Raw genomic sequence first — 13052 nt, 5'->3', positions numbered from 1 at the left:
GACAGCCTTGGTCGCATTGCGCGGTCGGCATCGGAGCGGGCTGACCGTGTTCGCATCGGGTAAATCCATGACCCTTCTTCGCCATGTCTTTGTTCAGGGGGTGCCTCCATGTGGTTCATGTGGAGCGGAGTGATCGTGTTCGTCATCGTCACGGTCTCCAGAGGATTCCTGCTGGGGGGCAAGCAGCGTGCCGGATTCGCCGTCTACCGTGACGCCGTGGCCATCGGCGCAGGCCTGGCTGCTGCCGTGGTGGCCTACCTCATCGGCACCGTCATGGATCTGCACCAGTCGGTGGCCGGCATGTCCGGACTGTTCTGGGGCCTGGCCGTGCTGGAGATCGCTCACTACGGCCGCCACCGTGCCCACGTGTAGCACCCCGGACGGCGATCGATGAACGCCATGGCAGGCAGCCCACGCGAGCCACGCGTGGGCTGCCTGCCCATAGGCACGAGCCCGCCTGGGCCGCCTAGGCCGCACGCTGAGCACCCCGCCAGGGGCACTGCCCGGCGGCCCGGCCGGTCCGCCGGGCAGTGCCCCTGGCGGATCCGTGGAGACACCGCACGTTGTCGGTCGTCAGGCCACCTCCGGGAGTTCGGTCGGAAGAGACCTGCCGCTGATCGATCGAGCTGTGGGGCGAGCGGGAGAGCCTCGCCTTGTCGGTGGCCGGTGGCATGATCCTCGTCAATGACGCGAGGAGGTCATCGTGGGGACGTGGGACATCGGCCCGTTCGACAACGACACGGCCGCCGACTTCGCCGGAGCGCTGGATGAGGTCGCGCCCGTCGAGCGTGAGGCCATGGTTCGTGGGGTTCTCACCCGGACGTTGAACGCGTCGGGCTACCTCGATGAGGCGCAGGAGGCGGTGGCTGCGGCCGCACTGATCGCGGCCCAGTGCCCTGGAGGTCGGCAGGTCGTCTCCGGATATGGTCCGCAGAGTGTGATGCCGATGTTCGCCGAGGACCTCCGCCTGCTCGCCGGCGAGGCCCTCGTGCGCATCGCTTCCGATGAGTTCGGCATCGCCGAAAGCTGGGTCGCGGCCGCCGACTGCGCTCGGTGGATCGCCATGATCGAGGCTCTTCGTTCCGTCCTCGACCCACCACCTCCGTCGATCGAGGTTCCGCTCTTCGACGACGCGTAGGCGCGACAGGCCGGCTCAGTGACGGGCGGGTGAGGCGAGGCGGCTGCAGCCATCAGTCCGCGCCCAGGTCACCGCTGTCCGACCTTCGGAGCGGCGGCCGGCCGGTGTGGAGGCCGACGCCGATCCCGAACGTGTTCGTTACGATCAGGGTATGGACGTGAAACGAGAGCCGGTCAGCCGCCGTGTGCGTCCCGCGAAGCCCGCTCTGACCCGGCACGGCATCGTGGAGACGGCCATGCGGATCATGCGCGCGGAGGGGCTGGAGAAGGTGACCATGCGCCGGCTCGCCCAGGAGCTGGACACCGGCCCCGCGTCCTTGTACGTCTACATGGCCAACACCGCAGAACTGCACGCGGCCGTCCTGGACGCGCTCCTGGGAGAGGTCGACCTGGCCGCCGGAGAGGCGGGAGAGGGCTGGCGGGAGCGGCTCTTCGCGGTGCTCTCCTCCTATACCCGGGTCCTGTTCGAGCACCCGCAGCTCGCCCGCTCGGCTCTGGTGGCCCGGCCCAGCGGCGTGAACTACCTGCGCCTGGTCGAACGCGTCCTCGGTCTGCTGTCCGCTAGCGGCGCGCCCCGGGGGCAGGTGGCCTGGGGTGTCGACAACCTTCTGCTGCATGCCACGGCCACCGCCGCCGAGCACGGCACCCAGCAGCGCGACCCTGCCTCGCGCGAGGACTGGGACGCGCTGACGCAGGCCGTGAGCGCCGTGGATGAGACGACCCACCCGATGATCAGCGCGCATATGCCGGCGCTGCTCGCCGGAGCTGTCGAGGACCGTCTGGCCTGGGGCTTCGACGTCCTGGTCAACGGCATCACCCACACCCCCCTTCCTTCCGGCGCCGACTGAGCGTCCTCTTTCCGATCCGGCCCCGGGCGCTGCCGCTCCCGGGGTCTTTTCGCATGCGCAGCCGCGACGAACTTGTTCGTAACGAACATGTTCGTTACGTTGGAAGGGCCGCAGCATCCGGCGGCACGGCCGGGCACGGGGCAACCCCTCGCCCGGTCGACACCCGGCACCACGACCTTCCGGAGGCACCCATGAACACGCACTTCCCCGTCGCGATCATCGGCGGCGGCCTGGGCGGCCTTACCGCCGCCCGGGTGCTGCACGTCCACGGCATCCAGGCGGCCGTCTTCGACCTGGAGGCGTCCGCTGAAGCCCGAACCCAGGGCGGCATGCTCGACATCCACGAGGACAGCGGCCAGCAGGCCCTGCGCGCCGCCGGCCTCCACGACGACTTCCTCAAGATCATCCACCCGGGCGGCCAGGCCCTGCGCCTGCTCGGCCCGGACGGCACGGTCCACGTGGCCGAGGAGGACGACGCCACCGGCGGCCGGCCCGAAGTGGACCGCGGCGACCTTCGTGACCTCCTCCTGAACTCCCTGCCCGACGGCACCGTCCACTGGGGAAGGAAGGCCACTGGCGCCCGCCCGCTGGACGGGGGACGCCACGAAGTGTCCTTCGCGGACGGCACCACCCTCACCACCGACCTGCTGGTCGGTGCCGACGGCGCCTGGTCGCGCATCAGGCCGCTGCTCTCGGACGCCGTCCCCGGCTACACCGGCATCTCCTTCGTCGAGACCGACCTCTTCGACGCCGACACCCGTCACCCGCGCAGCGCCGCCGTCATCGGCGGCGGGTTCTTCCTCTGCCTCGGCGGCCGGAGCGGCTTCCTCGCCCACCGGGAGACCGACGGAAGCCTGCACGTCTACACCGCGCTCAAGGCCGCCGAGGACTGGCTGGACACCGTGGACTTCCGTGACGGCGACGCCGCCAAGGCCGCCGTCCTGGCCCACTTCGAGGGCTGGCACGAGGACCTGCGAGCCCTGGTCGCCGACGCCGACACCATCACCCCGCGCCGTATCCACGCCCTGCCGGTCGGGCACCGCTGGGACCGCGTCCCCGGCGTGACCCTGCTCGGCGACGCCGCCCACCTGATGTCCCCCTTCGCCGGCGAGGGCGCCAACCTCGCCATGTTCGACGGCGCCGAACTGGGGCGGGCCATCGCCGCCCACCCCGGCGACACGGAGGCAGGCCTCACCACCTACGAGAACGCCCTCTTCCCGCGCAGCGAGGCCTCCGCCACCGAGTCCGCCGCCAGCCTCAACACCATGTTCGGCGACGACGGCCTGGAGAAGATGACCGCCTTCCTCACCAGCGCCCCGGCCCGCGCGTAACAGCCCCTCGGCGGGAGCGGCAGCCTGCCGCCGAAGACCCTTCAGCGCACGCCCGCCGTCCCACCTGACCGTGTTCTCACCGCCCGGCGGCGGCCGGGCCTTCTCCGACCGGAGGCATCATGCTGAACCTCGCGATCATCGTGGCCAGCACCAGCACCAGCACCAGCACCAGCACCGGACGCGTCGCCGTCCGATCGACAGGCTGACGGCGACCGGGCGCAGCTGCCGCCGACGGTCGGCATCGCGAGGACGAGAGCCCGCTGGGCGGGGTTTGCGGGCGGCGGTCACGCCGCGGACGGGGCCGTGATCCTCTCGCCCAGGCCTGGAGGAGTATGTCGGGCTGCTCCAGATGGCTCTGGCCTTCGAGGGCGTCGAGGTCTGGGACGAGTGCCTGGACAATGTGGCTCAAGGTGAGTACGAGGTCGAATGCCCTTGCTGCGGCGTCGGTTCGAAGCGGCCCCACCGAGGCTGGGCACCAGTGATCTGCTTGGATCCGGGCATGACGGATTGGTCGAAGCTCAGCGACGCGTTCGGTTCTGCGGAGGGTGTGCCCGCCCTGCTCGAACGGTTCGCGGCCGACCCGCGGGGTGTCTGGCCGGAGCTGATGGACCGGCTGTGCCCACAGCTCGACACCGCGTTCTCGGCGAGTTTCGCGGCGCTTCCGAGGCTTGTCGGGATCGCGGCCGGCCGGGAACCGGAGGATCGTGGCTGGGTCCTGTTCGCGGCGGGCCCGATCGTGTCGTCCGCCCGGCGATCGGTCGAAGGCGTCGCCGCGCGGGAGGTCTACTCGTCGGAGATCGCCGAGCTCGCGCGGCTCACCGGAGATTGCCTCCGTCTGCCGCTGGGCCTGGAGGAGTATGTCGGGCTGCTCCAGATGGCTCTGGCCTTCGAGGGCGTCGAGGTCTGGGACGAGTGCCTGGACAATGTGGCGCAAGGTGAGTACGAGGTCGAATGCCCTTACTGCGGCGTCAACTTGTTCATCGTGCTCGGCGAGGAGGGCTTCTTCTCGTGCAGCGATGACTACGCGCTGGGGGAGGCTGAGAAGACACCGCTGCGGGCAACTGGTCCGGCAGAGCTGGAGGGCGTTGCCGGGCGGCTTCACGGTCAAGCCCTCGCCGACGGACAGCCGGTCGTTGCCGAGAGGCTGTTGTATCTGTTCGGGCAGTCGTCCTGCACGGACTGCGGGACGGGGTTCTCAGTGGCGGACCGCGTGGTTGCGAACGCCATGCCTACCTGGTGAGCGTCGGCTACGTGACCGCCTCGACGCTCTGTCGGGCCTTGGTGCGGGCGAGGCGGTAGGGCTCGGTGCCGGTCTCCGCGCGGTCAGCGCCCGGGCGCGGTGCAGGCCAGCCGCAGGGTCGGCCGCGATCCGGAGCAGGAACGGCACGGCCGGTGCGGCCGCGGCCCTGTTGTAGTACCCCCACGACGACCGCACCTCCCGGGCCCGGCACGTCGGGCCCGGAGCGGATCCGGGTATCCGGCCGATCATGCCATCCGCTACGGACAGTCCACCCGCCCCGGCCGCCGGTCAGAGCCGTGGCACTCCGCTGCACGCTCCGTCGTCGCCGGTGATGAGTGGGGCGTGCCCCGGCATCGAGCACCCCAGGGGCACGGCCGTACCCTGCGCGGCAGCTCGCCTCCAGACCGCGTTCAGGCGCGGCGGCGAGTACCCGCGTGCCTCCCTGGAGCGGGAGTTCCGGCTGCGCCGGGCCGCGCTGGTTGACGGCTTGGCGCTGCGCAGCCGCGACGAGTGCGACATCGCCGGGGCCGCGCGTACCGCTGCCCGTCTGCGGTCAGCCCCCGGCCGCAGAGCGGTGCGGGCCGTCGCTACGGCGCCGCAGCCGCGACCGGTTCGTCGTCGATGTGCTGGAGGCGACTGCGGGCGGTGACCCGGTCCTCGCCCGACAGTGCGGCCCAGCGCTCGTCCGCCCACACCGCGTGGGAGGCCTGCCGCTCGGCCTCCTCAAGGCGGGCGGACTCGGCAAGCTGCTCCTCACTCAGCCCCCGCCGGGTGGCACCCGGCATTGCCCGTCCCGCCGCCCGACCCTCTAAGCGGATAGTTCATCCGATTGTGTGCTACCGTCCGAGCAAGCGGATGAACTATCCGGATATCTGGGTGGAGGGGCACATGATGAAGACAGCCGTGGTCACAGCAGGGACGGCCGGCATCGGGCTGGAGACGGCCCTGGGACTGGCCGACGCCGGGTTCTCGGTCACCGTGGTCGGACGCAACACCGACCGCGGTGCCCGGGCGGTCGACCGAATCAACGCAACGAACCCAGCGCATCCCGGACGGTTCCTGCCCGCCGACCTCGGCTCGCTCGACCAGGTGCGCGCGCTCGCCGACCGGATCGCCGCCGAGCACGTCGCCTCCGGCAACCCGCTGACCGTGCTGGTCAACAACGTCGGGGCGATGTTCCCGCAGCGACAGACCCTGGACGGCATCGAAGCGTCGTTCGTCGTCAACCACCTCTCGCCGTACCTGCTGACGGAACTGCTACTGCCCACGCTGACAGGCGGGGCGCCGAGCAGGATCGTGAACGTGACCTCGGGCGCGGTCGGGCTCGCGAAGAAGGCCTTCGACGCCGTCGAGCCGCCCGGCGGCTACTACGGCTTCCACTGGTACGGCCGCGCCAAGCTCGCCAACCTCGCCTACACGCTCGACCTGGCGAACCGGCTGAAGGGCACAGCCGCCTCCGTCTTCGCCGCCGATCCGGGAGGCGCCGCGACCGACATGACCAACGGCACCATGACCGACCCGAAGATCGTCTCACCGGCCCTGCGACTGCTGTGGCCGCTGGTGCGCCGCAAGTTCGACCGCTCCACCGCGGGTCCGGCGTCCGTGGCCGCCCGCTCCTCGATCGTCGCCGCCACCGACGAAGCCCTCGCGGGCCGGACCGGCATCGTCATCGGCGCCCACGCGCACCCGGTGACGCCACTGCGCGCAGCGACCGACCCCCGCATCGCCCGGAACGTGCGCCGGCTCAGTGAACGGTACGCACCTCTCACCGTCGCCTGACCCGCCAGGCGGTGCGGGCGCCGTCGGCGGCATCATCCGGATGGGGAATCCGGTTAGCATGTCCCCATGACGACGCCCCTGCGCAAGGACGCGGCCCGCAACTGGGACCGGATCGTCGCGGTCGCCCGTGCCCTGGTCGACCAGGGCACACCCCTGCAGCTGAACGACGTCGCCGCCCGCGCCGGACTCGGAGTCGGCACCGTCTACCGGCACTTCGCCACCCCCGAGGCGCTACTGGAGACCGTCGCCACGCCCTGCCTGGAAGCCCTGGCCGACCACGGCCGGCAGGCGCTGACCGGCACCGACCCCTGGCTCGCACTCGAAGGCTTCCTGTTCCGAACCGTCGAAGCGCAGGTCACCGACGCGTCCCTCGCCCCGGTCACCGCCGCAGCCACCGACACCCTGCCGCGCACCACGGAACTCAAGGAGACGCTTCGGTCGGTCGGCACCGCGCTCCTCGGCCGGGCTCGCGATGCCGGAGCGGTCCGACGCGACCTGGCCGCCACCGACCTCGTCCCGCTCATGTGCGGCGTCGCCTACGCCGTGAACGTCCACGGCGGCACATCCGCCGACCGGATCGACACCGCACACCGCTACCTGGCCACACTCCTCGAAGGACTGCACGCCACGCCACAGCACGCGTGAGAACACCGCCCGCGCACCAACCGGGGTGATCCGTACCTGCTGAAACGACCTGTATGGCGCACCGGTCTGCGATCGCTGCCCCCCTGGGGATGCGTGACCACGAGGGCGGAGAATTCTGCTACGCGGAAACGGTCAAAGGTGGGGAATCCCGGGCCGGGTTGTCCTTGCCGCTCGCGGATCGCGCCTGTCTTGGCGGCCGTCCGGTCGCCGTTCCGCCGGGCGGTGCTCCGGGAGGTGGACGATCTATTTCATTTGGCAGCCTGACCTGTGCAAACGATAATGAGCACGGCCAAACTTGAAACAACTGAAAGGGAATCAGAGCTGTGCGAGTGAGGGGGAGGGGCATCGCGGTGGCGGCTGCGGGAGCGGCGCTCACGATGGTCCTGGCGGGCTGCGGCGGGGAGTCCCACAGCAGTGCGGCGGGGGCGAGCCCGGCCGGGGACAAGGCCGCGAGCAAGCGGACCGACGCTCCGACCGTGCTGATGGCCGCGTCCAAGAAGACCGCGGAACAGGCCTCGTACCGGACGATCCAGACGGGGGAGGGCGGCTCCGACAAGTCCGAGATGCTCTTCCAGAAGCAGCCGTACGCCTCGTCCATCACGTCGTCGGGGAAGAAGAGTGCGGACAACCCCACCGGCGTCAGCCAGGTGATCGTCACGGGCGACGCGACCTACATCAAGTCGGACCAGATCCCGGGCAAGAGCTGGTACCGCATGGACACGCCGGCGAGCAGCGGCCCCTCCAACGCGCGGGCTGCGGGGTCCATCGACGAGGTCGCGGGCGCGCTCGCCGCCACCGGGTCCACCTCGTGGGTCGGTGAGGAGCAGGTGGGCGGTCGAGCGGCCGACCACTACCGCGGCACGGTGGTCTTCGAGGAGCTGGCCCGCTACACCGGGCCCGCCATCAAGGACGAAGTGCGCGACTACTACGTCCAGTTGGCCAAGCGGCGGGGCGACACCTCGGCGGTCCTCGACATGTGGGTCGGCAAGGACGACCTCGTCCTGAAGTCGCAGCAGGTCACCACCGGCAGCAAGGGCCAGGCCCAGGTCTTCGAGGAGTACTCCGACTTCGGCGCCGTCCCGGCCATCACGGCACCTCCAGCCGAAACCGTCGGCACCTGGGACGAGTTCATCGCCGGCGCGGCGAAGCGCTAGGTGTGCATCTGCCGGTGTCCGCCCTCACCGTGGCGGACTGACGGCACATCGGGGCTCCGGTACAGGGGGACTTGGCAAGGTCACCCCTCGACCGGGGCCTCGCTGCGTCAGCAACGGGCCTGCCAACCGACCTGACCGATAACGCGCTTCGCCCGCCGCGCCGGGCGATCGATCAGTAAGCTGAGCCGCCGATCTGATCGTGCCATCACGACGAGGCCGGGGGGGGCGTTCGTGTCGGATGCAGTGCTGAACATCGTGATCGGGCTTGTCACGAGCATTGTCAGCGGCGGATCCGTATGGGCTTGGAAAAGGGCGAGCACTGCCCGCCTCCTGCATCAGAAGCAGGCCTTTCTCGGCCTGCAGCCCGGCGTGCCGTGCGTCATCATCCTGAACAGTCACTGGCAGATGCCCGCTGTCACCGACCACAGCGACGTGTACGCGATCATCGAGCTTGCGATGCTCGCCGAGGAAGCCGGGTGTCCGTTCTCCCTCGTCGCGGCTGACGCGCGTGAGCTCAACGGGGATCGCACCGAGCTCAGCATAGGCGGACTCGGGTCGAACCAGCGCAACGTCGAGTACGTGGCCTCGCACCTGCCGGGCGTGAGGGTCAACCCGGATGGTGACTTCATGGTCGGTGAGCAACGGTTCCTGCATGAGCAGGGCCGGAAGGACCATGCTCTGGTCGCGAAGTTCACCCCTCCGCAGTCCACACAGCCGGTCCTGGTCATCATGGGGCAGTCGTCGATCGCGAACCAGGCGGCTGTGTACCTCCTCAAGCGCGACTACCGGCGTCTGTCGAAGACCGTCGCATCGCTCGATCGGTTCTGCCTCATGCTGCGGGTCGACGCGGCAGACACCTACGGCTACCAGGCGGTCGAACTGGCTGCTGACCTGTCTGGGGTTGCCTTCCAGGGCCGCCAGCGCCGATAAGATCCTGGCCGCCTCGTCAGAAACCCGCAGCTGGGCGATGGTCCGACATCCGCAAGCATCGCGGCCGACAGGCAGGCGGCGGGCGTCTCTGCGCTCTGCACCCGCGGTCCCCGCCGAGCGGCGCCGAACGCCAAGATCACCTTGACTTTGACACGCCCCTGGTGGCAGACCGGCTCGACCGGTGGCCACTGAACCTCACGGAGTCCTCCAGGCCTCCAGGCGCTTGTTCGTCGAGTTGTCGGAGATCCCCGTGCGTTTCCGTCCCGTGTTCGCGGCCTGGCCGTCGCCGCCGTCCTGCTGCCCGCTGGGCAGGCCCACGCCGCGGGCCGTAGGCTTGTTCTTTATGGTCCTGCCCCGAACGATGCCTCGAACGGGGTCGCTCATCTGGGTGTTCGCCGGACGTGGACACGGCCTCGTCTGACCATGTGCTCCGACGCGGCCGTTGGAACCGAACAAACTCACCCCTGCAAGGGTCCGCCAGGGGTTCAGGAACCTCCGCCCCCATCTGCCCTGCCCGGCTCGTGCGCCCAAACCCATCCGACCCGGCCCCGGTAGGCCGCGCGGCTCCAAGAACCAGCAGCCCGCCACCCGCTACGACGTGGGCAAAACCGTCCGACGGCCCGAAACCGTCAGCGAACGCGGCCGGATCAACCGACAATGGCAGGGCTCATGGGCACAGGACTCTGACCTCCACTGACAATGCGAAGGAGGGAGCAGCGGCCGCTACGGGCCGGGGCGTCGGGTGGGCTTCCGGGTCGCGGGCTGGTTCTTGACGGCGCTGCAGGCGAGCAGTTCGGTGCCGGCGGCGTTGAAGTAGAGGGTGAAGAACCAGGACCGGTCCGGCGCGTCGAGGAGGCCGGTTCGGAACTGTACGTCGCGGTGTCGGGAGAGGATCTCGACCGACTGGTCGAGGCCGACGGTGGTCAGGCCGATTCGTCGTGCGCGGCGCAGCCGTGTGGCGGCGATGCCGCGCACCATCCAGTCGGGCAGCTCGCGGTCGAGCAGCCGCAGCTCGCCGCCGGCCAGGAGAGCTTCGCGGGCCGGGGCGCAGGCGGCGGTCTGGTCTGCGAGCATGGCGGCCAGACCGGGCCGGGTCGGGTGCTCGTTCTGGCTGGTCATGCCGAGACCGTAGTCACCGGCCGGTGGACGGTGCCACCGGATTTGGGCGGTGGGGTCTCCGATGGCGGAGCAACCTGCTTTGACGTCAAGGAAGTTGGCCGAGATCAACTGAAGCTGGTGGCACTTCAGGCGGCGAAGACCGCTCCAGCGCGAGCCCGGTGGATAAAGGACAAGCTTAGAGCCTGCGCCGATAGGCGGGTGGGGCACCCGGGCAGCGAGGCGGGCACAAGTCTCCCTGATCATGGAGTTGCGACGCTCTGTGATCACTGGGAGACCTGTGCCCGTGCTTCCAGCAAGTTGACCGACCTGCGGATCAATTCGCGGCCCTGCTGCCCGGGCGTCCCGCGGTCGATCCGGCCCCAGCCGCTGGTGAGCGCCTTAGGGTCAGCGGCCGATCTTGGCGAGCTCGGCGAGATCGTCGTCGGACAGCGGGAGTCCCGCGCCGGCGGCGTTCTCGCGCAGGTGTGCCACCGATGAGGTGCCGGGGATCAGCAGGATGTTCGGCGACCGCTGCAGCAGCCAGGCCAGGGCGACCGACATGGGCGTCGCTTCCAACCGGGCGGCTACGGCCGTGAGTGCCGAGGACTGCAGCGGGCTGAAGCCGCCGAGGGGGAAGAAGGGCACGTAGGCGATGCCCTGCTCTGCGAGCTCGTCGATCAGGTCGTCGTCGTGGCGGTGGGCGAGGTTGTACATGTTCTGCACGCACACGATCGGCGCGATCGAGCGTGCCTCGGCGACCTGTTCCGCCGTCGCGTTGCTCACGCCGAGGTGCCGGATGAGGCCCTGCCGCTGGAGGTTGACGAGCGTCCCGAACGCCTCCGCGAGCGAACCGGGAACGGGGCCCTGAGCGTCGCCGAGCCGGAGGTTGACCACGTCCAGCGTGTCGAGGCCGAGGTTCTCCAGGTTCTCGGTGACGGCCCGGCGCAGTTCTTCAGGCTTGCGTGCCGGGGGCCAGCCTCCCTCCCCGTCGCGGGTCGCGCCGACCTTGGTCACGATGTGCAGTGAGTCGGAGTACGGGTGCAGCGCTTCGCGGATCAGCTGGTTGGTGATGTGCGGTCCGTAGGCGTCGGCGGTGTCGATGTGGGTGATGCCGAGGCCGACGGCCTCGCGGAGAACGGCGAGTGCGCCCTCGCGGTCGGCGGGCGGACCCATGACCCAGGGGCCGGCGAGCTGCATGGCGCCGTAGCCGAACCGGGTGACGGTCAGGTCGCCGAGGGTCCAGGTGCCGCCGGGGAGCGAGGCGGAGGGGGTGCTCATGGTGTGCCTTTCGTGTTGAGCCGGGGGATGGTGCCCAGTGGCGCCTTGCACCACTATTGGTGCGTAGCTTCTTGACGGGAAGTAGGCACTTCGAGGTGCGTAGGGCACCCACGGGTGGGAGGAATGGTCCATGGCGACGATGACGGCAGCCCAGCAAAGGGCACAGGCCAAGATGGAGTACGACGCCTTCGTGGCGGCCTGCCCCAGCCGCAAGCTGCTCGACCGGATCTCGGACAAGTGGGTCACGCTGATCCTGGCCGCGCTCGGCAGCGACAGCGCGCATCAGCCCGGCGCCGACTGCACTGGCGGGCCCCGCGTGATGCGCTACTCGGAGCTGCAGCGCCTCTTGGCCGGCGTCAGCCAGAAGATGCTCACCCAGACGCTGCGTTCCCTGGAGCGCGACGGCCTGGTGTCCCGGACCGTGGTGCCGACTGTGCCGGTGACAGTGTCCTACGAGCTGACCGATCTCGGCCTGTCGCTGTACGAGATGATGCGCGGCCTCAAGGCATGGGCCGAGGTGCACATGGACGACGTGCTGGCCAACCGCGAGACCTACGACACCCGCGGCGCCTGAACCACACCAGGGTTGCTGATCAGCGGAAACAGTCTGCGTGTAAGGCGCCGGGCAGATGGGCGGGTGGTCACGGGCGTCGTTTGGGGCGGTGGTCCCAGTGGTGGGTGGTCCAGGTCCGGCGGATCAGGCTACGAATGGTGATGATCGTGTCCGCGAGGTCGAAGAAGGCGTTGGCGACAGTCGCACGGCGCTCGTAGCAACAGGCAAGTCGGTGGAAGGCGTTCTGCCAGGCGTGCGTGCGCTCGACGTGCCACCGCTCGCTGGCCTGGATCGGTGCCTTCTCGCCCTTGTGCGCGATGCGACCGTGCAGGTTGCGGGCGGCCAGTTCGGTGCGCGTCTTGTCCGAGTCGTAGCCGGCGTCCAGGCGCACGGTGATGTCGTCGGGCAGCGGTCCCAGGTGCTCCAGCAAGTCCAAGGTCGGGGCGAGCAGCGGGGAGTCGTGGCGGTTCGCTCCGGCGAGGACCCTGCCGAGCGGAATTCCATACCCATCCGTCATGCCCGAGCGGTTGAGGCCTTGCTTGCCGCGGTCGACGGGTGAGCGTCCGGCGACCTCGCCGCCGCCGGGGGCTTTGGTGATCGAGCCGTCGACGGCGATCTGGTCGAGCTCCAGCCCGACGATCCGGTCGTAGGACTCCAGCGCGATCTGCTTGAGCCGGGCGAAGACGCCGACGGAGATCCACTCGTCGCGGCGGTTGCGGATGGTGGTCGCCGAGCAGGTGGTGTCGGCGATCGCCTGGTATGAGCAGCCGAACCGCAGCAGTTGCAGAAGCTTGTCGAACACGATCCGGTCGCCGATGCGGGGCCGGTGGCATCCCACCGGGTGGGCTGGATCGACCGCGGGACGCTCGGGCAGCAGGGCCGCGAATTGGTCCCACAACGGGTCGGCCAGCCACGCTGGAAGGACGGGCACAGGTCTCCCCAGTGATCGCAGAGCGTCGCAACTCCATGATCACGGAGACCTGTGCCCGCCTCGCTGCCCGGGCGCCCCACCCGCCTATCTGCGCAGGCACTAAGGCGGGTCGTTGCGGGTGAGGGGGG

General features: G+C 69.8%; 14 protein-coding genes and 1 pseudogene. 11 read left to right on the top strand and 4 right to left on the bottom strand.

What is annotated here, in order from left to right; genetic code table 11:
* The first annotated feature begins 108 nt into the window (after window positions 1-108).
* The 5 genes from ABT048_RS17800 (at window position 109) to ABT048_RS17780 (ending at window position 4556) form a co-directional block, all read left to right on the top strand.
* Complete coding sequence (locus ABT048_RS17800) at window positions 109-372, top strand: hypothetical protein (RefSeq protein WP_350522332.1); 264 nt, start codon at window positions 109-111, stop codon at window positions 370-372.
* Between the two features lie 331 nt (window positions 373-703).
* Entirely contained in the window at window positions 704-1138 is a 435-nt protein-coding gene (locus tag ABT048_RS17795; protein ID WP_350522331.1) for a DUF4259 domain-containing protein, read from the top strand.
* A gap of 151 nt (window positions 1139-1289) precedes the next feature.
* Window positions 1290-1985, top strand: a complete 696-nt coding sequence (locus ABT048_RS17790) for a TetR/AcrR family transcriptional regulator (RefSeq protein ID WP_350522330.1) — start codon at window positions 1290-1292, stop codon at window positions 1983-1985.
* Window positions 1986-2176: 191 nt separating this feature from the next.
* The gene (locus ABT048_RS17785) at window positions 2177-3316 is read left to right on the top strand and encodes an FAD-dependent oxidoreductase (protein WP_350522329.1); all 1140 of its coding nucleotides are present in this window, start codon (window positions 2177-2179) and stop codon (window positions 3314-3316) included.
* A gap of 349 nt (window positions 3317-3665) precedes the next feature.
* A complete protein-coding gene (locus ABT048_RS17780; RefSeq protein WP_350522328.1) occupies window positions 3666-4556 on the top strand; it encodes a hypothetical protein in 891 nt (296 codons plus the stop codon).
* Between the two features lie 587 nt (window positions 4557-5143).
* Here ABT048_RS17780 and ABT048_RS17775 read toward each other — a convergent pair.
* The gene (locus ABT048_RS17775; RefSeq protein ID WP_350522327.1) at window positions 5144-5341 is read right to left on the bottom strand and encodes a DUF8825 domain-containing protein; all 198 of its coding nucleotides are present in this window, start codon (window positions 5339-5341) and stop codon (window positions 5144-5146) included.
* A gap of 103 nt (window positions 5342-5444) precedes the next feature.
* On the opposite strand from ABT048_RS17775, the gene ABT048_RS17770 reads away from it, so the two are divergent.
* The 5 genes and pseudogenes from ABT048_RS17770 to ABT048_RS17750 all read left to right on the top strand — a co-directional run.
* On the top strand, window positions 5445-6335 hold the full coding sequence (locus ABT048_RS17770) for an SDR family NAD(P)-dependent oxidoreductase (protein ID WP_350522326.1): 891 nt from the start codon (window positions 5445-5447) through the stop codon (window positions 6333-6335).
* A gap of 66 nt (window positions 6336-6401) precedes the next feature.
* The gene (locus ABT048_RS17765; protein WP_350522325.1) at window positions 6402-6980 is read left to right on the top strand and encodes a TetR/AcrR family transcriptional regulator; all 579 of its coding nucleotides are present in this window, start codon (window positions 6402-6404) and stop codon (window positions 6978-6980) included.
* A gap of 350 nt (window positions 6981-7330) precedes the next feature.
* Window positions 7331-8134, top strand: coding sequence for an SCO4651 family lipoprotein (locus ABT048_RS17760; RefSeq protein WP_350522324.1), 804 nt, complete (start codon window positions 7331-7333; stop codon window positions 8132-8134).
* A 231-nt stretch (window positions 8135-8365) separates the two neighbouring features.
* The gene (locus tag ABT048_RS17755) at window positions 8366-9064 is read left to right on the top strand and encodes a hypothetical protein (protein WP_350522323.1); all 699 of its coding nucleotides are present in this window, start codon (window positions 8366-8368) and stop codon (window positions 9062-9064) included.
* Between the two features lie 445 nt (window positions 9065-9509).
* Window positions 9510-9761: pseudogene (locus tag ABT048_RS17750) on the top strand (hypothetical protein); the annotation flags it as partial.
* Between the two features lie 26 nt (window positions 9762-9787).
* Here the strand turns inward: ABT048_RS17750 and ABT048_RS17745 are convergent.
* Window positions 9788-10183 carry a hypothetical protein gene (locus ABT048_RS17745; protein ID WP_350522322.1) on the bottom strand — a complete coding sequence of 132 codons (396 nt, stop codon included), beginning with the start codon at window positions 10181-10183 and terminating at the stop codon, window positions 9788-9790.
* Between the two features lie 384 nt (window positions 10184-10567).
* The gene (locus ABT048_RS17740) at window positions 10568-11440 is read right to left on the bottom strand and encodes an aldo/keto reductase family oxidoreductase (protein WP_350522321.1); all 873 of its coding nucleotides are present in this window, start codon (window positions 11438-11440) and stop codon (window positions 10568-10570) included.
* 130 nt (window positions 11441-11570) lie between these two features.
* Between ABT048_RS17740 and ABT048_RS17735 the strand changes: the two genes are divergently transcribed.
* Complete coding sequence (locus ABT048_RS17735) at window positions 11571-12014, top strand: winged helix-turn-helix transcriptional regulator (RefSeq protein WP_350522320.1); 444 nt, start codon at window positions 11571-11573, stop codon at window positions 12012-12014.
* 67 nt (window positions 12015-12081) lie between these two features.
* Here the strand turns inward: ABT048_RS17735 and ABT048_RS17730 are convergent, their stop codons facing one another.
* The gene (locus ABT048_RS17730; RefSeq protein WP_350522319.1) at window positions 12082-12924 is read right to left on the bottom strand and encodes an IS5 family transposase; all 843 of its coding nucleotides are present in this window, start codon (window positions 12922-12924) and stop codon (window positions 12082-12084) included.
* Between the last annotated feature and the right edge of the window lie 128 nt (window positions 12925-13052).

Source organism: Kitasatospora sp. NPDC096140 (assembly GCF_040303045.1).
Taxonomy (GTDB): Bacteria; Actinomycetota; Actinomycetes; order Streptomycetales; family Streptomycetaceae; genus Kitasatospora.
This window is presented reverse-complemented; position numbering and strand designations above follow the sequence as displayed.